Annotated in this window: 11 protein-coding genes and 6 pseudogenes; 3 read left to right on the forward strand and 14 right to left on the reverse strand. The window is 57.9% G+C overall.

Annotated elements, in window-relative coordinates; all coding sequences use genetic code 11:
* Window positions 1-53 precede the first annotated feature (53 nt).
* From AC1MH0_RS22340 to AC1MH0_RS22360, 5 genes are all read right to left on the reverse strand, one after another.
* Entirely contained in the window at window positions 54-1,022 is a 969-nt protein-coding gene (locus tag AC1MH0_RS22340) for a glycosyltransferase family 2 protein (RefSeq protein ID WP_480966276.1), read from the reverse strand.
* Complete coding sequence (locus tag AC1MH0_RS22345) at window positions 1,019-2,149, reverse strand: glycosyltransferase family 4 protein (protein ID WP_480966277.1); 1,131 nt, start codon at window positions 2,147-2,149, stop codon at window positions 1,019-1,021. The genes AC1MH0_RS22340 and AC1MH0_RS22345 overlap by 4 nt, the downstream gene beginning before the upstream one ends.
* The gene (locus AC1MH0_RS22350; RefSeq protein WP_480966278.1) at window positions 2,146-3,372 is read right to left on the reverse strand and encodes a glycosyltransferase; all 1,227 of its coding nucleotides are present in this window, start codon (window positions 3,370-3,372) and stop codon (window positions 2,146-2,148) included. The genes AC1MH0_RS22345 and AC1MH0_RS22350 overlap by 4 nt, the downstream gene beginning before the upstream one ends.
* Window positions 3,363-4,061 carry a sugar transferase gene (locus AC1MH0_RS22355; protein ID WP_480966279.1) on the reverse strand — a complete coding sequence of 233 codons (699 nt, stop codon included), beginning with the start codon at window positions 4,059-4,061 and terminating at the stop codon, window positions 3,363-3,365. Before AC1MH0_RS22355 ends, AC1MH0_RS22350 begins: the two co-directional genes overlap by 10 nt.
* A gap of 186 nt (window positions 4,062-4,247) precedes the next feature.
* Window positions 4,248-5,120 carry a beta-1,6-N-acetylglucosaminyltransferase gene (locus AC1MH0_RS22360; protein ID WP_480966280.1) on the reverse strand — a complete coding sequence of 291 codons (873 nt, stop codon included), beginning with the start codon at window positions 5,118-5,120 and terminating at the stop codon, window positions 4,248-4,250.
* A gap of 170 nt (window positions 5,121-5,290) precedes the next feature.
* Here AC1MH0_RS22360 and AC1MH0_RS22365 point away from each other — a divergent pair, with 170 nt between their 5' ends.
* Window positions 5,291-6,523 carry a glycosyl hydrolase gene (locus tag AC1MH0_RS22365; protein WP_480966281.1) on the forward strand — a complete coding sequence of 411 codons (1,233 nt, stop codon included), beginning with the start codon at window positions 5,291-5,293 and terminating at the stop codon, window positions 6,521-6,523.
* A gap of 164 nt (window positions 6,524-6,687) precedes the next feature.
* Here the strand turns inward: AC1MH0_RS22365 and AC1MH0_RS22370 are convergent.
* The 7 genes and pseudogenes from AC1MH0_RS22370 to AC1MH0_RS22400 all read right to left on the reverse strand — a co-directional run.
* Window positions 6,688-7,341: pseudogene (locus AC1MH0_RS22370) on the reverse strand (IS3 family transposase); the annotation flags it as partial.
* Window positions 7,325-7,630 (reverse strand): annotated as a pseudogene (locus AC1MH0_RS22375) (transposase domain-containing protein); the annotation flags it as partial. The pseudogenes AC1MH0_RS22370 and AC1MH0_RS22375, both read right to left, overlap by 17 nt.
* 17 nt (window positions 7,631-7,647) lie before the next feature.
* A protein-coding gene (locus AC1MH0_RS22380; RefSeq protein WP_480966282.1) for an IS630 family transposase occupies window positions 7,648-8,593 on the reverse strand; the annotation gives its coding sequence in 2 pieces (ribosomal slippage) (window positions 7,648-8,257 and window positions 8,256-8,593; 948 coding nt in all).
* A 96-nt stretch (window positions 8,594-8,689) separates the two neighbouring features.
* A pseudogene (gene tnpC / locus AC1MH0_RS22385) lies at window positions 8,690-10,027 on the reverse strand (IS66 family transposase); the annotation flags it as partial.
* Window positions 10,028-10,103: 76 nt separating this feature from the next.
* Complete coding sequence (gene tnpB, locus AC1MH0_RS22390) at window positions 10,104-10,451, reverse strand: IS66 family insertion sequence element accessory protein TnpB (protein ID WP_056489367.1); 348 nt, start codon at window positions 10,449-10,451, stop codon at window positions 10,104-10,106.
* Window positions 10,448-10,795 carry an IS66-like element accessory protein TnpA gene (tnpA, locus tag AC1MH0_RS22395; RefSeq protein WP_480966283.1) on the reverse strand — a complete coding sequence of 116 codons (348 nt, stop codon included), beginning with the start codon at window positions 10,793-10,795 and terminating at the stop codon, window positions 10,448-10,450. The genes tnpB and tnpA overlap by 4 nt, the downstream gene beginning before the upstream one ends.
* A 101-nt stretch (window positions 10,796-10,896) precedes the next feature.
* Window positions 10,897-11,444: pseudogene (locus AC1MH0_RS22400) on the reverse strand (transposase); the annotation flags it as partial.
* Window positions 11,445-11,529: 85 nt separating this feature from the next.
* Here AC1MH0_RS22400 and AC1MH0_RS22405 point away from each other — a divergent pair.
* Window positions 11,530-11,709: a hypothetical protein gene (locus tag AC1MH0_RS22405; protein WP_480966284.1), complete on the forward strand. Its 180-nt coding sequence runs from the start codon at window positions 11,530-11,532 to the stop codon at window positions 11,707-11,709.
* Between the two features lie 108 nt (window positions 11,710-11,817).
* Here AC1MH0_RS22405 and AC1MH0_RS22410 read toward each other — a convergent pair whose 3' ends face one another.
* Together AC1MH0_RS22410 and AC1MH0_RS22415 are read right to left on the reverse strand one after the other, a co-directional pair.
* Window positions 11,818-13,113 carry a glycosyl hydrolase gene (locus AC1MH0_RS22410; protein WP_480966285.1) on the reverse strand — a complete coding sequence of 432 codons (1,296 nt, stop codon included), beginning with the start codon at window positions 13,111-13,113 and terminating at the stop codon, window positions 11,818-11,820.
* A 649-nt stretch (window positions 13,114-13,762) separates the two neighbouring features.
* Window positions 13,763-14,769, reverse strand: a pseudogene (locus tag AC1MH0_RS22415) (IS481 family transposase).
* 2,278 nt (window positions 14,770-17,047) lie between these two features.
* Between AC1MH0_RS22415 and AC1MH0_RS22420 the strand changes: the two are divergent.
* Window positions 17,048-17,801: pseudogene (locus tag AC1MH0_RS22420) on the forward strand (IS5 family transposase).
* Window positions 17,802-18,103 lie beyond the last annotated feature (302 nt).

Raw genomic sequence — 18,103 nt, forward strand, 5'->3', positions numbered from 1 at the left:
CACTCATCCCCCTATACAGTATTTGAGCAATGGCGGTAGGGCTGCCGATACCACTAAAAGCGCCGTTTTGAGACAGCTATGGTGAAGCCCAGTCCCCAGGCCAGGTGCATCACTGCCATAGCCGGAGCTGCGGCCATCATGCAGTGGTTGCGCCCTCGCACCGTCATCCCCGTCGCGGCGGCAAGCACCATGGCTACGTAGCCGATCGGCGCAATCAGGAAAAACGGCGACAGCAGCGACAAGAGCAGTGTTGCGAGGACAGTGAACGATACCAGGGGCGGCAGCAACTGGCGCAGGCGTAACCGCTCGCGGTGCTTTAAAAACGTGCGTGCGCGTCCTTCCCCATAGCGGCGGTATTGGGTAAAAAGGGCACCAAGGGTGCGACGAGGGAAATAACCGACCTTGATTTCCCCCGCGAGCCAGATGCGCCCCCCCGCCTGGCGCACACGATAATCCAGTTCTGCGTCTTCGTTGGCCCGGAAGGATGGGTCGTATCCACCGACCCGGCAAAACATCGCGCGGTTGATGCCAGCGTGATGGCCGTGATCGACGAAACCGGAGAAACCACCGACGCGGTGCGCCGATCCACCCGTGCCGAGGCGGCTGTTCATCGCAGCCGCGATGCCATGCTGCATGCAAGTCTCGCCGCGGGTGTCGAGGCGGACAGCGACCATGGTTATGTCTGGCGTCGTGAAACGAGCCATAACCTGCGGTACGAAATCGTCTGAGTAGACGGCGTGGGCGTCAATACGGACGATGGTGTCCGCATCCGAACGGGCCTCCATTACCGCCAAGTTGATCCCCGCCGCCTGCAAGCGCGCGGCGTTGTCGACTAGGCGTATGCGGGGGTCGTGCGCCGCTCGGTCGGCAACGATTGTCCGGGTGGCGTCGGTACTACGACCGTCGGCCACCAGTATCTCTGGAACAAGCGTAGCGGGCAAGCGGGCCAGCTGGTCCAACAGGTCGCCGATGCGCCGTGCCTCGTTCAGTGTGGGGATGATGATCACGGCGCTCCGGGTCATGCGTCATGGTCCGGAGCGAATGCGCCCACAAAGGCAGTATGTGCATGTTCAAGTGTCAGTGGCGCAACCTGGTTCCCGGCGGCCGCGGCGAGGGATGCGCGGCGCGCAGGATCGGCCGCACGGGCAAGCGCAACCGCCAGATCGTCCCTCTCGAAATCGGTGATCTGTTCAGGCGGAAGAAAGTCGCAAAATGCATCGATTCGCGATGCCAGCACCGGCAGATTGTAAGCGATCGCCTCCAGCATGGAGAGTGGCATGCCCTCCCAACGCGAGGGCATGACGAGGATATCAGCAGCCGACAGATAGAGGTCGGGCCGGTCGGTCCAGGGCACGGATAGCACGGTGCCGGCCGGCAGCCGCGCGGTCGCCGCGTCCACGATCGCGCGGCCGGGGCCGTCGCCGACCAGTACAAATGACCAGTTGGCCAGCTGTTCCGGCCCGGTACGCTCGATCGCGGTGAATAGTCGGTCGATTCCCTTTTGCGCAGGGTCCAGCCGCCCCAGTACTAGCGCCAGCCGGCGGTCGCTGTGCAACCCGAGGTCGCGTCGCGCCTGCGCGCGGTCGGTACGCGGGGGTGGGGCGACGGTATTGTGGGCCACGGCGATTGGAACCGTGACGCCATGCGTGCGCAACTGTCTTGCCACCGCGTTGGAAGGGACGACATAGCTGTCAGGCCGCCGATAAAGCGCCCGCCGTATTCTATCACCAATTAGGCCGGAACGCCCCATTGCTCGCATCGAATGGGCCATCGGGATGTAACTGATGACACGGACGTTGCGCGGCAACGCCCGAAGTGCACTGGCGAGATTTTCGATCCGCCCCTGCACCAGTAATATGGTCGAGGGGCGTTCTGACGCGATCAGCCGCGCCACTACGCGCTGGTAGCCAAAGCGCACGAAACGTAGATACGGCTCGGCCCTGCGCTTCAAATTGTCACAGGCTATAACCGCGACGTCAGGCGCAAGCGAGGCAAGCGCCGCGGCTAACCGCACATTGGACCGCGGCACTGTGAACGCAATTCGATCAAAGCGCCGGGACGCGATCAGGCCCGGCAGCAGCGCAAGCAGCATCCGCTCGTGTCCGCCGAAATCGGGGCTGTCGTGCAAGATCAGCAGCGTGTCGGTCACGCGTTGATAGAATTTCTGTGTGTGACTCGCCACTGCGTGATCGCGGTACGGTAGACCGCAACGGTGCGCCTGCCTATTGCATCCCAGCTTGGCACGGCATCAGCGACGCTGCGGGTAGGCCTGCGACCGATCGATCTAGCCAGCGCGGCGGCCAGCGCCTCCACATGCCCCGGCGGGACTAGCTGGCCCACTTCGCCATCCGAACCGACCAGTTCGGAAAAAGCGCCGAGGTCGCTTGCTACGATCCACGCGCCGGTCGAGGCGATTAGCAGGAAGACGCCGCTCGCCTCGATCTCCCGGTAGGGAAAGACGAAGGTGTCTGCCTCGCTGAGCAGAGCTTCCACCGCAACGTCGTCCAGATAGCCCGGCCGCCATTCCAGCACGTCGGACAATCCCAATGCAGCTGCGCGGGCAATCAGCGGATCAAGCGGAATCAATGGCTCGCCCGCGACTACGACGCGCAGCTGCTGCCGCACGTCCATGGGCAAGTGAGCCAGTGCCTCCACCAGCACGTCGACGCCCTTGTACGCCTGAATCTTACCAAACTGGACCACTGTCCAGCGCGCCGACGACCGCCTGTCTCTGGGCGGGGTCATTCCCGCCGCTAGCAACCCATGTGGTATCACCGTCATTCGTGTGTCGGCAATCCCCATTGCCATCAGGATACGCCGCCCGGCCTCTGTGTGCACGATCAGATGATCCGCGACCTCCAGTACCGCATGGAAGCCACTACGTTGGGCGGAAGATACGCGCTTGCCGTTAAACGGCGCAGTGTCGTGGACAGTCAAGATCACAGGACATTTACGCTGTAACCGGCGGATCGCAATCGCGTCGAGCAGCGGCAGGACGGACCACTGGAAGTGTACCGCGGCCACGGACCGTTTGTCGGCCATCGCCACCAAATGCCGCAGACCCGCTAGATGCTCCAGGCCTTTGACCAACTTCGCCGCGCTACCGTCGCGACGGCGCCTGCCATCGGTCAACGGATAAAAAAAGCGCAACACCTCGTCCGCCTTGTCGAACGCATCGCTTTCGTTCGATCGAAGCTGCCGTGTCGCCCAGATCGGTCTAACGTTCGCGGAACGAAGGCCGCGTGACAGGCTGGCATCATATGGGGCAGTGAACAGTGAGGGGTCCACCAGCAGGACTTCTTTGTCCTCAGTGTTCGGAGTTTCGAATTCCTGAACAGGTGATCCCGTGTAGCAAGATGGATTCAAGAGCAACCCCTTGCCGACACTACTGCTGGAATCGTGCGTGACAGTACAAACAGGTCAATCCGCAGCGACTTGGACCGGCTATAGACCGTATCCAGCACTACACGACGACGGTAACTCAAGTCGTTACGCCCGCTCACCTGCCAGAGCCCGGTGATGCCGGGCCGCACGCTGCAATAATGGTGAAAGTATCGACCATAGCGGATTGCTTCGCTGGCGATGATCGGACGCGGACCTACCAAACTCATATGGCCAACAACTACATTCAGCAACTGCGGGACTTCATCCAAGCTCGACTTGCGAAGCAGTCGACCAAGCGGCGTAATTCGAGGATCTTGACGCAGCTTGTGGTCACGCTCCCACTCCGCAGCAGCCTCAAGGTCTGTAGCAAGCAGTTTGGCAAGGCGAACGTCCGAATCCACGACCATTGTGCGGAACTTCAGGCACGGAAAGCTTTTGCCGCCACGGCCGATCCGCCGGTGAGCGAAGATCGGCGATCCGCCGTCGCTAGCCCAGATAAATAGGGCAAGTGCCACTAACACCGGGGCCGCTAGCATCAGAAAGAGAAGCGCGGTTGAAAGATCAAGCAAGCGTATGATGCCGTGCTCGATTGAAACGCCAAACCAATGCACCCTCGGCGAGGTTCGATCGCCGCCACTGATATCAATCGAGATAGGCGAGGTAGCAAGCGAAACCATCGGGCAGCCCTTTCTCTACACGCATAGAAAACCTAGCGTGCGAACAGATTGTAGCTCTCCAACAGCCCGCTTATGCGGTTCGGCATTATCGGTTAACAGCGCATATACCATTATCTCGCAAGTGCGAAAGAAAAATTAACCGCTCTTATCCAACGCGATCTCGAAAAATGGCTCATAATGGGACAGCTAGAGGGGTCCCAAGTCTGGCCCAGGCTCGAACTTCCCATTTTGTGCGAGCGCATGCAGCACGTCCGCATCGACCTGTGCGTCAAATTTTCGCGCAAACCATGCACCACTTTGCAGCAGGCGTGACAGGTCATCGATCGTCAGCAGCTTGGGGCCGGGCCAGTAGATCGCGCGACCATAGAACGGGGCAATCCGATCGCGCCAAGGTCCGTTCAATGCTAGTGTCTGCATGATCAGTTCGTCACTGAGTAATAGACGTCGCATATAGTTCGATATGCGACGCGTCAGCGGGGCCGTTGCGGCCCACTCGCAAAAAGCGCGTGGCACGATGATCCATTGTGATCCTTTGTGATCGATCGCGAAACCTGATGGCGGTCGACGGCGTCCGGGCAGGCAAAAGGCACGTAGCGGCGTCTCGAGCATAGGAGACCAGCGGTGATGCCAGTCGTCGGGTGGCAACGTCATGATCGGCTTGAGTTCAACGTGAAGGCGGTCGCCGCTGGCAACGATATCTGCTTTCACGTCGTCAATTGATTTTAGCGGGTAACATTGTCCGCTCAGGTTGACGAAATGACTCCAAGATATCGGATGCCTTAGCGCTCGCTGGACAGCATCGAGCAAAACGCGTGATAGTGACCACCCGCCCCAGTTCGTGGCATGCGATCGCATCAGCACGATATTGGGCCTGTCCGCGCAGATACGGCGAACTTCCTGCATCAGCCCGCGTCGATCCTTTTTGATTCCTAACCGTGATTTCAGATCAACATGCACCAGGAACAGATCGTCTGGCGTGTAGATTGCCCGCATCAGCCACTCAAACTGATAGGGTTTGTGATGAACCATCACGAAATAGGCCAAACGGTTAGTTGCCATTGCATATCCTTGGTAAATGAGGAGTGTCTTCTGTGGCATGTTTACCAGTTCGGCATGCGATCCGCACGCGAGGAAGGCGGCAAAAAGCCTCTCTTCCGATCTACTGGCTTTAACAGCGACTTAACCTAGGTGGTCTAGTGCCCCCTGATATGATAAAGGGGCCTGCCGTCATGTTTTGGAAAGTCGGTGCCGTGTTTTTGCTGCTGCTTTTGGGTGCCTGCGGTGGTGAAGGCAACGGAAAGATTTCCGACGTCACCGTTGTGCCTACAGCGGTGGCCACGCTTCCGGCAGCAACTCCGACGCCCGCCCCGGTATCTACACCAAGCGCAACGGTTGCTGCCGGTGCTGCGATCAGCATTTCTGCAACCAGCACTGCCTTGATCCCGTTAGGTTTGTATGTCGGTAACCCAAACGGCAACGACACGGCTGCAATGAGAAAATTCCAGGTCGACTGGGATGCATCGGTGCGACAGTTGCGGCGCAATCCGCAGTTTTTTGGGACCTTCACCGACTTTGGTCAAGACTGGAAAAGCTGGTCGAGCAATGCCGGATGGACCGCATGGTCGTTTAGCCAGTCTGGGCGTGGTGCGGGATTGAAACCGGTAATTGGTATTAAACTTTCAACCAATGCCTACTGGAATCGTCAGGCTGATGCTTTCCGCGAAATCATCGATGGTAAGCATGATCAGGTCTACCGAGACGTGGTCATCGCATGGCGCGATGCAGGGTATACCGAGCTTCGATTCCGCATCTCCTACGAATTCAATGGCAACTTCATGCCGGATAATTTTGGAAACGATGCTGTCACACTTGATCTGTGGCGCAAGGCATTTGCTCATGTCGCCGATGTCATGCACGCCGTGCCGAACGTGAAAGTGCTGACGGTCTGGAACCCGGTCAACATCAATTGGTCAGGCAATTCGGTGGCTGCAGCTTACCCTGGCGATCGGTATGTCGATGTCATCGCGTCTGACGTGTATAGCACACTATACCCGCTAAGCCTGCACACTTGGTCAGGTGGCCCCGATGCGGCCACGCTGCAGGAATGGATAAAGAGCCCCCTCAACAGGATGCACTACTGGGATCACCCCGGCGGCACGGAATGGACTGTCGATGGTAGCGGTTGGGGCATAGTGCAGGTCCTGGAATTTGCAGCCAGCCATCATAAACCGTTCGCCATCAGCGAAACCGGAGTTGGAGGCGACGACGTCAAGACCGGACCTGCTGACGATCCACAATTTCCCGCCTATCTCAAGACGCGTCTGACGGAGTTCACGGCGAAGGGCGGCACCATAGATCACGTCATCATCTGGGATTACGACGCTAATGACGGAAATTGGCGTTTCACCGGCGTGTCATCCAAGGCGGCGACCGCAGCAGCTTGGACAGCTTTCGCAAACTGAATGTTCACGCGACAAATTTATCCCGGGCGGTATAGACAATTCGCTGACGCTGGCATGCGCGGTTAACCAAGGCTTCCCTTTGCAGGGGTGGTTGAACCGGGGTGAGAGGTGGCTCGGTTTGTCTGAACAGCTCGGCGCGATTGCTAAGTGGGCGTCCGCCGCTTTCATGCCGCTGCGAGAAGCGGCCTGTTGAAGTAAACGTGATCAGGCGTCCTGCGGTCAAGCGACTAGTGCGGGCGTCGTCCATTGTAGAAGGCCATATAGCGGCTGATCGAGGCGCGGGCCTCACTGACCGAGCCATAGGCCCGCAGGTAGACCTCCTCGTATTTCACGGAGCGCCACAGGCGCTCGACGAACACGTTGTCCCGCCAGGCGCCGCGACCGTCCATGCTGATCGCGATTTTCTCGCGGAGCAGGACGGCAGTGAACGCCATGCTGGTGAATTGGCTGCCCTGATCGGTGTTGAAGATCTCCGGTGCCCCGAAGCGCGCCAGCGCTTCCTCCAAAGCTTCGATGCAGAAATCGGTCTCCAGCGTGATCGACAGCCGCCAGCTGAGTACTCGCCGGCTGAACCAATTGACGATCGCGATCAGATAGACGAAACCGCGCGCCATCGGGATGTAGGTGATGTCGGTCGCCCACACCTGGTTGGGTCGCGTCACCGCCAGCTTGCGCAGCAGATAGGGATAGATCTTGTGCCCCGGCGCTGGTTTCGATGTGTTCGGCCGCCGGTAGATCGCCTCGATCGCCATCTTTTTCGTATGCATTCGGTGAGCGCCCTCTAGTTTGGCGCGACTGATGCTACGCAGCTTGCGCGATGGCTTCGGGGCGCTGTTGTCGAGCTTTCCATTCCCACGGCAATAGCTCGTGAAGTCGGTTCTGCGGGTGGTCGGAGATCTGCACGATGACCTCGCGCAGCCAAGCATGTGGGTCGACATCGTTGAGGCGGCAGGTCTGGATCAGCGTGTACATGGCGGCCGCACGGTCACCGCCGCGGTCGGAGCCGCAGAAGGTCCAGTTCCGGCGCCCGACCGCGACGGTTCTCACCCGGCGTTCCGCGGCATTGTTGGTCATGCAGATCCTGCCGTCAGACACGAAGCGGGCAAAGCTAGAGCGGTTTCTGATCAGTCTGCATCGTAACCAGCGGCTGCGAAATAGTTCGAACATTCCTGGGGCGAGTAGAGGTCGACGATACGGCCGATGGCATCCCAGAGGCCGTGAATGGTCCGTTCGGCCGCTTTTCGCAGATGCGCCTTCCGCTTGGAGAAGGCCATCTCGATAGGGTTGAAGTCCGGGCTGTAGGGCGGAAGGAACAGGAGTCTGGCACCTGCGGCTTCGATGGCGACACGCACGGCCGGCGCCTTATGGCTCGACAGGTTGTCCATGATGACGACGTTACCGGGCGAGAGTTCGGGCACCAGCACGCGGGTCACGTAGGTGGTGAAGGCATCACCGTTCATCGGTCCGTCGAGCACCCAGGGTGCGATCATGCCGGTGCGGCTCAGCCCTGCGACAAAGGTGGTGGTTTTCCAGTGCCCGTGCGGCACGCCGGCCCGCAGTCGTTCGCCGCGTGGGGCTCTGCCATAGCGACGCGCCATGTTCGTCGATGCCCAAGTCTCATCGATGAAGATGAGCTGCTCGGGATCGAGATCAAGCTGACCGTCGAACCATTCCTCGCGCCGCTTCAGGATGTCGGGGCGGTCCTGCTCCGTGGCGTGCGCTGTCTTTTTTGCGCGTGATCCCGCGCCGCGCGAAGAACCGCCATATCGTGCCGAGCGCGACCTCGGTGCCGTGATCAGCGAGGAGCACCTGCAACTCGGCCAGGGTGATGTCGGGCGTCGCCTTGTAAGCCTTCAGGATCAACCCGGCATGCGCCTCGATCCTCATCGAACGTCGATCGCCACCCTGCTGCTGTGGCGCCGGCGTTCCGTGCTGGTTTGCAAGCTGCTGCCACCGGACAGCGCTCGCGGCGCTGACACCGAACCGTACCGCCGCCTGTCGACGCGACAGACCACCCGCAATCGCCGCTACAACTCTATCCCGAAGATCTACTGATAATGCTCGCGCCATCCATGCCAGCCTCCTGCACCGGCAGGAATTCTGAATCAGAAAACCGCAGCGACGGGAATCCCCCTATGATTCAGCCCGGTGAGAAACCGCTCTAGCCCAGCGTGACAGCATGTAGTTGATGGCCTTGGCCAGATCACCCTTGCGCGACAGACGGCCATATTGCCGACGCAGGAACTGCTCGAGGTCGGCGACGAGCGGGGCGACGTGGACCTGTCGCGTGGCGAGCCGTTCGCTTGTGTTCCGACCCTAGATCACGCGCTCGGCCGCGAAGATCGCATCCATGCGGGTGACGATGTCGACCGCAAGCGGCGTCCAGCTCAGGCGAGCTTCCTTGAAGAACGGGCGACGGGCGTGTGCCCAGCACGCTGCCTCCAGGATGGGTCTTGGTTTGCGTCCCGCGGCGTAGAGCGCGTCATAGCCGCTATAGGCGTCAGCCTGCAGGATGCCGGCATACCGAGCGAGCTGTCGCTGCGGATGAACGCCTGTGCGGTCGCGGGTGTAGTAATAGCAGACGGCGGGCGGGTCGGTCCCGCCAAAGGGGCGGTCGTCACGGACGGATGCCCAGATCCTGCCCGTTATGGTCTTGCCGGCCGCCATGACCGGCACGGTCGTATCGTCATGGTGGATGCGCTCGCCGGCGAGGATGTGCGCCTCGATGAGATCGACCAGGCCGCGCAGCAGGACGGTGCCGTGGCCGACATAGTCGGCAAGCGTCGACACGCTGATACTCATGCCTTCGGCGGCATAGGTCTCGCTCTGACGGTTGAGCGGCTGATGCAGGCCGAACTTATTGAACAGGACCATCGCCAGCAGGTTGGGGCCAGCCGATGCACGCGGAATGGGGTGGAAGGGCGCTGGCGGCTGCGTGATGGTTTCACAGGCCTTGCAGATGAACTTCTCGCGGACCGTCTGCACGACGATCCACTGGCGGGGAACGACCTCACGGCTTTCCGTGATGGTCTCGCCAATCTTCCTCGGCTCCGCACCGTGGCAGCATGGGCAGCTCTCTGGGGCGGGTACGACGACACGGTGGCGGGGGAGATCGGCAGATAGCGGAGCGCGGGTCGGCTTCTTGCGAGTGAACGGCACCACGGGAACGCCGGCTGCACTAGCTTTGGCGACCGCTATCTCAGCGGCGAGCTCATCCTCGGTTGCGGTAGTGACAACGTCCTCGAGTTGCATCTCGAGCTGGTCGAGCAACTGCCTGTGCCGCTCGGACGACTGCCCCCATTTGTCCTGGCGGGCTTTGGCGATGCGCAGCTTGAGATCTTCGATAATGGCGTGTGCATCGGCGACCTGAGCCTGGGCGATGGCGGCAAGTGCCTCGGCCTCGAGTAGAGCTACGCGGGCAATGAGGACGGTGTGGCGCTCGGCAATCAGCAGCGCTTTGAGCGCTTCGATATCATCGGGAAGGGCCTCGGCGCCGGTATCCATCGAAGCTCATTTTACAGCAGAAAACCGCCGATTTGTCGAGGCGTCTGGTGCCAAAACACCAGGAAAACTGGGCGTTTTAGCCCGCCAGTTCGGGCCTGAACGTGTATTGTGGATTCCGCCAGTCGATGCCTTCCAGCAGGAAGCCGAGTTGCCCTGCTGAGATCGAGATGACGCCGTCAGATGTCGCTGGCCAGGTGAACCGACCGCGCTCCAGCCGCTTTGCGTAGAGCGACATTCCGAGGCCATCGTGCCACAGAATCTTCAGCAGATCGCCGCGGCGACCTCTGAAAACATACAGGTCGCCGGCATGCGGGTTGCGTCCGAACCCCTGCTGGATCTGCATCGCCAGCGACGACATCCCCTTGCGCATGTCCGTCTTGCCGGTGGCTATCCAGACCCGGGCCCCGCCTGGAACAGGGATCATCCTTTGAGCTCGCGCAACGCCGCCACCAGCAAGCTCGCAGACACGCCGCCAGCCGCACGGATGGTCACACCGCGGAGCTCGATGACCAGCATGTCGGACGCACCGTGGTCGATCTCGGGCGGATCCGCATGAACGGCCACGGCCGCAAAACCGGTCGGCTGCGCACGCTTGCTGCACAGTTTGCGTCGCCAACGGTAGATCGACGAGGGCGAGATATCGGCAGCGCGCGCGATAGCGGCAACCGACGCGCCAGGCACAATAGCTGCCTCCACCAGAGCAAGCTTCCGCTCGTCGCTCCAGTGGCGACGCCGCTCAACGCCGGACAGTACAGTGATCTGGGTCATCGCCACGTCTCTAGCCACGGTGCAAACCACAGTGCTTGCACTGTGGCTAACATCTCAGCTCAGACCGTCACCCGCCAGATGCCCCTCACCGGAGGCAGACTCTTTTTCATCAGCGTGGAGACGTGTAGGCGGCCGACTTTGATGCCTTCGGCGGTAAGCAGGTCGCGCAACATCCGGCTGCCCGCGAACGGGAAATCAATGTGCAGCGCGTCGATCCGCCGCATGATCGCCAGGTCGGCAGCCGAGGTCGGCCTGGGTAGATAGACGCTGCCGCGGCTGATCCCCAACTCCCGCGCTTGCCGTGTCACCGGCAACGCATGCGAACGGTCGATCATCGTTTTGCGCTCGGCAACAGTCCCGCCTTGCCGAGCGCCCCGGACAAAAAATCGTTCACCAGCGTCAACTCGCCAATCTTGGCGTGCAACGTCTTCACGTCGATCGCAGGCTCGGAGGGCTCGCTATGGCTCTCCGACCCAAAAACCCCTGCCGCCGCCCCTTCCAGTAGCTGGTCCCGCCACGTCGTGATCTGGTTGGGATGAACGTCGAACTGCTGCGCTAACTCAGCCAGCGTCTTCTCCCCTTTCACGGCAGCCAATGCCACCTTCGCCTTGAAGGCCGGGCTGTGGTTTCGGCGTGTTCGCTTCGTCATCTCATCTCCTGTTCGGCAGCCATGCTGGCCGCCTTCAGGCAAAAACTCCACTTAGCGGCCTGTGCAGATTTGCCGAGCCACCTCTGTGCGTTCGGCACGCTGGTACTTCAAGGAAACCATCACTTTCAGCGATGCGCTCGCCGCGGTCCGACGACAATTATGGACCGACCAGACTTTCGCTATGTCCCGACACGACCCCGACCCGCAAAAATCACCCGACGCCATCGTCGACCGCCTGATCGACCTTGCCTGCTACGCCGCCTGAAATGCGGAAAGTCGAGCTTAGGGTATACCCCGCTTCACTGACTTCACCGCAGATTGGCGAAGCGAAAGAGACAATTTCATTCGATCAGAGTTCCTCGGTTATGTACGCCTACGGATTAACGAACGCAGTCCAGGCTGCGGCCGTCGCAGCTTTGCCAGGGACGTTCGTGAAACGCCATGCCCCGTCAGTCGCATCGTAATCCCAGATGATGACATGATCGACCGCCCCGCCCCGCGCTGCGAACGCGTTCAGTCGCGTCCGCAGATAGGCAGGAAATTCTGGATCGTCGGCAGGACCGGTTTGGATATTGTCGCCGCCAACCCCTGTTTCGCTTAAAGCGAAGGGCTTGTTGTGACCGGCCGCAAAATCGAGTGCCTGTGTCATGCCCCAACCACTCCCATCAACGGTCCATTGCGTCCCGCCGGGATGGTCCCAAAAATGGGCTCTGTTGGCGGGGTTTCTAGCCCATTCCATCAGCGTTTTGGCATCAGGGCCGCCCGACCAATCATAAAAGCCAAGCGGATATAGGGAACTGTATATATCGGACGCAATTACGTCGACATAGCGGTCGCCTGGATAAGCAGCCGCCACAGAGTTGGCAGAATAGTTGATGTTGGCAGGATTCCATACGATCAATACCTTCACGTTCGGCACCGCGTGCATGACGTCAGCGACATGCGCGAACGCCTTGCGCCACAGGTCCAGCGTCACAGCGTCATTACCAAAATGATCGGGCATGAACGTGCCGTTAAACTCGTAGGAAATGCGGAATCGGACTTCGCTGTACCCTGCGTCTCGCCATGCAGCGACCACGTCGCGATAGACCTGGTCATGCTTGCCGTCGATGACCTCTCTGAAAGCGTCGTTTTGCCGGTTCCAATAGGCATTGGTTGATAGCTTTATACCGATAACTGGTTTCAATCCTACGCCGCGCCCGGACTGCTTGAACGACCGTGCCGTCCATGCGGCATTGCTCGCCCATTCGCTCCAATCCTTGCCAAAGTCGGTGAATGTACCGAAGAACTGCGGCGCCTGCCGTAACTGACGTACACTCGCGTCCCAGCGCGACTGAAACAGCGCCATCGCCGTAGCATCGCTGGCGTTCGGATTGCCGACATAGAGGCCATAGGACACCGAGGCGGCAGACGGGGTACTGGCAATCGCGCGGTAGGCGCACGCCTTGGCAACACCATAAACTGGATCGCCAAAAACTTCGTTGCTGCACGCCGTGCGGCTGATTGCATCCTTGAACGCGAACCTTCCATTGGCGCCGTAACGCACCATCGTTACACCAGGTGTGATGCATGTCTGGCTTTCGCTCGCGCAGAGAATCCACTCACTCGCCGCCGGTGCTGGCGAATAAGAGCAGGACTTCACGACGCCGTAGGCCGGATCGCCAAACATCGTGTTGCCACACACAAACGAGCCGGATATTTCCTTAATTACAACTGTATCGCCTGCGCCGTAGCGGACCAGCGTCGACCCAGGCACCGTACAGGACTGCCCTTCACCACCGCAATTCACCCACTGCGTCGTTGTGAAAGACGATGCAGGAAGGATCGAAGTTCGCGGTACGTCCACAACTGTGACTGCTTCGCTCGACGCTGCATGCGTTGAGAGAGTACTAGCAAGCGCCACGCCGCCCGCAAGTAGTGCCGCGGCTGAAATTACAGTCCTTATCACGAACGCCCTTCCAACACCCTGATATGAAAACCGAACGCGCATCGGCATCGCTTCGAATTTCGAAATGGATCAAGCATTACATCGCATGGATTCGTTAAGATAGTCGTACCAAATGATTTGCTAGTTATTTAAATAATTTCGAAATTCCACTGAGACAGATTTCTTGAACGATACCTTAACCACTAGGTCTCATCGTGATTTGCCGTAGCTAAATCATAGCGCAAGTGAGGTGAGCGAAGCCATAGAGGCACGCAACCCAACGGTCCCAGAACGCGGAAAGTCGAGGTTAGACGTGGCAATTTTGGGCATCACGCCCATCTACTCCGCTCGGTACCTTTGGAGGGGAGGCAGGGCTTTGTTGCATAATGGCCTAGGTGTTTAGTCCCGGCATCTGGTGGATCGGATTGACGATGAACCTATCTGGCTCTGACGTCCAGATTTTGGCGATGTATTCGTAGGATGTGAGTCCGCTGAGCGTCTTGAGCCGGCGGGCAAAGTTACAGGCAGCCATGAAGTCGGCGAGGTGCGTCCGTAGCTGGTCATGGCTCTCGTAGTGGAAGCGCTTGACGGTCGCCTCCTTGATGGTGCGGTTCATCCGCTCGACCTGACCGTCGGTCCAAGGGTGGTTCGGCTTGGTGAGCCGGTGCTCGATGTCGTTCGCTTCGCAGATCATGTCGAAGCGCATCTGACGCGACCAGGCGGTGTTACGGTTGCGCGGCTGCTCGGCAAACTGGATTCCCCCTTCGACTTCGCTCAGGACAGGATTGTCGGTCAGGTTTGTGTGGATCCGGTACGGCACCGCTTTCAGCAAGTGTTCAACGAACTCCCACGCCGTTCGCCTGTCAGCCTTTTCGACGAGCTGGGTGACCGCGAACTTACTCGTGCGGTCGATGCCGACGAAGAGGTAGAGCCCTTCAACGAGCTCAGGAGAGCCTTGCCTTCGGCAGTCTGAACCTCAGCGATATCTATGTGAAAGAAGCCGACCGGGTAGCGCTTGAAGCGCTGTCGCTTTGGCTTGTCGCCCTTGATATCCGGCAGACGGGATATGCCGTGCCGCTGCAGGCAGCGGTGCAGCGCTGAGCGTGTGAGATGCGGGATCGAGGGCTGCAACGCGTAGAGGCAATCGTCGAGCGGCAGGAGTGTGTGGCGCCGGAATGCGACGACCGCTGCCTCCTCGGCTTCGGTCAAGTTTGTGGAGCGAGGGGCCTTCGGACCGGTCTTCAAATCCTCGACCGTCGCTCGCTTACGCCACTTCGCCACCGTCTTCGGGTTGATCCCAAGCTCCCGGCTCAGCGTCGAGAGCGAAGCTTGCGATCGCTGTATTGCTGCTCTGACGGCGTGCGTGGTCGTGGCGCTCCCGTGACAAACTTGTCCCATAAGGCTTCCTTCCAGTCCAACGAAAGCATCGCACCATCAAACCGTGGGATCAAACACCTAGCCAAGGTCTGGGAGGCCTCCATCGCGTCATCCAAAGTGTGGATGCTTGTATCGTCCATCAGGCGAATGACGCGCCGTATTGCTAAACTCGAGTCATGAGTCCGGCTCTAAGGCAAAGCGGATCTTCGATTGTCTGTGCGCAAACGTGCAGCACCATTCGATGTAAGGTCATCTACCGATAGTTATAACAATATATAGCCAATCTGCATTGGTTAGCCGCGGCTGCAAATTGCCTTGTCGACAGGCCAAAAAGGCCTTATTTCACATTAACCATTTTTATCGTGGGCAGTTCGTCATCCCCTGTGTCGTAACGTAGACAAAACGTGTCGACTGATATCGATTTTGATACGAAGTACCATCATTTGCGTATTCTTGGAGGATTAAATAATAAGCTTTCTTGCCTACTGATAAGCCTAAATACGGATCGTCTTTGACAATGTAAGCAAGGCCGGGATATTTTACTTAAGAAACTTAAGAGCTATTGCGTATATGCAATCGTCCCGATTATGATTATCTTTACTTATTTTATATGGTACATAGAAAATATATTTGCGCAAATTTTACGTTTCGTATTGGAAAACCAAATGAAACAGGAAGCGGCAATAAGCTTCCAATCGAAAATCTAGCTAGATCGCTAGCGTATTGTTTTCTTCGATAACCAGGGCTACGTAATGTGGGGCCCAAAGTAAACTAAGGTAGTGTTTAAATATAAATACTGCACCGCATTAGTTATGATTATAAAATATTATTTTACTGATAAAGGATAAAAATTGATAAACTATGCGCAAGTGCTAAGGTGCAAAGCATTAAATGAGCGGGCTTACGCAGAAAAATGTCAGGATCCCGCACGTCGTCGCCGTCATCTTGCAACTGCTTTGATTGCTGAAGAACTAGCTAATTATATCAGAGATACAAGCTGCCTCCCTGAAACCTTTTGGTTACGCTTGCAGAAACGGGGAGAGACTAGAATTAATCATCTAAGACTAGTTAGAAAAGACGGTTTTACAGTTTAGACTTAAGTTAATTTATTAACAAATTTCAAGGCTAAGAAATCTGTTTAATCAGATAATTTTTAAATGCTCTAACTGAGTGCCTTAATCGTGCAAAATTTTGGTGATTCGCTATGCAAACTTTTTAGATCGGTTAGAGATCTTATAGATGAAAATCAAACTGTACAACATAAAAGTATACCGCAATCTACTAATAAAACCGTTTCAAGAGCGCGATATATTGATGATCATTCCGTATATGATCGGAATTCACCTGCTTGCCATGGTACTGGCACGCACTTTGATACTGATTTTTCAATTACCGATGCTGTGAATCTCGATGATTGTATATTATCTCCGGAAACCCTAATTGCTTGCCAGGCTTCTATTCAACAACTGACTTACCATATTGAAAGATTTCAGAAATTCAATAGCGGGTCATTTGGCCAGATGGCATTCCTACTGTCCCAGCCACTACTCGAACGATGGATGACCAATAACTTAGCAACTTTCGTTGAGAGCGCACGCTTAAATAAATTATCAAGATCTGGTAGCCACGAATAAGATAGTTGATAGCTTTTGGCATCATAGCCTTCGTTAAAAGACAAATATTTTAAGATAAATCTGCGTGGTCCCAAGCTGGACAGATCGGCAAACGTTCCCTGGCTCGTTTGCAGCACAAAACGTGAATATTTTTTTAAGTACGTCGCAATCGTTCAGATCTGATGGCCGAAGAGCACCCCTTTTGCACTGGGCAACGCTTCTGCTGCGTGCAGCCCCCGTACGATGGCTAGCAAACCGTCAACAGGCTGTGGCGCTCTGCGATGGCCTAATCGGTTGGAGTTCCACGGTCTCAACAGCCAGATCAGCCGGTAATGCAAGGCAGTTGTAGGACTCATTACTGAAATCCTCGCGAAATATAAAGGCTTGCTCCAGTGAGGTGGCCGGGGAAGGCCGGCTGGGATCGAGTGCATTATGCCAGCATAACGATATAAATAAAACGGGAGGAAAACATAGACGCTCGCCTTGTCAAGTCACCCCTGCTCGCCCCGGTTTGGGGCGTTACGGCGAGCCGCGGACCGTCAGTTATGAAAGCACCATCTTGGTGACCAGTCTGACGACTCATTGTTGGGATCAGGGTAACGCATCTCTAGGGCTCAAACTCAATCAGGCTATTAATCTGAAGGGGGCTTCCTGATTCACAGAGCGTGTGACGATGGAGGCGGTAGATCGTGTTGGTCTGGTTATCGGACGAGGTATGGAAGGCGATCGAGCCGCATTTGCCGAGGAATCAGCCTGGTGACCGGCGGGTCGATGATCGGCGAGTGATTTCGGGCATTATCCACGTGTTCAAGGTCGGCTGCCGGTGGTGCAACTGTCCGGCGGATCACGGCCCGTCGACAACGATTTATAATCGCTTCAACCGCTAGTTGCAGCGGGGGTTTTGGGTGCGATTGCTTGCCGCACTGGTCGACGCGGGCGTAGTGACAAGAAGCACGGCGATCGACAGTACGTACATCAAGATTCAACGCGCTGCATTCGGCGCAAAAGGGGGCGCTCGGCGCAAACGATCGGGCGGTACCGGGGCGGCTGGACCACCAAGATCCAAGCGCTCACCGACGTCGTCGGCCGTCCCTACGCGCTGATGCTGACGCCGGGCAATATCAGCGACGTCAAGGCCGCGCCCCCCCTCCTCGAACACGCCGGTCGTGGGCGATACCTGCTCGGAAACAAAGGCTACGATGCTGATGGCCTGCGCCGTCACTCCGTGAGGCAGGCGCGATCCCGGTTATTCCTGGACGCAGCAACCGGAAGCGAGCCATTCGCTATAACAAACAGCGATACTGCGGCCGCCACCTCGTTGAGAATGCCTTCTGTCGCCTGAAAAACTCACGCCGCGTCGCTATCCGTTACGACAAGCTAGCCGCCAACTTCCTCTCAGCCGTGTCCCTTGCACGGCTGTCGTCCTCTGGCTGTGATTGAGTCTGAGCCCTAGCCAAATGCAGGGGTAGGCGAGCCGATGTCTGCGTGGGTTAAACCCCAAACCACTAGCCGTCGCTATCGATCCCGTACGCAAGAACTAAAGGCCCGCCTCAAGCGCGATATGAACGCGAGACGGGCCAGCCGGACGCTATCCCTTGCCCAGCTCGTAAAATACGTCCGTTAACCCGATTCGTTTCAGGCGGGTAGAAATAAAAACATGAAGACGGCGTCCGAGCTGGCGTAGCATTTGGCTACGCCGAGGAGGTTCGGCACGCATGAACCGGCAGGCTCGGTAAACATAT

The organism is Sphingomonas sp. AP28 (assembly GCF_056680455.1).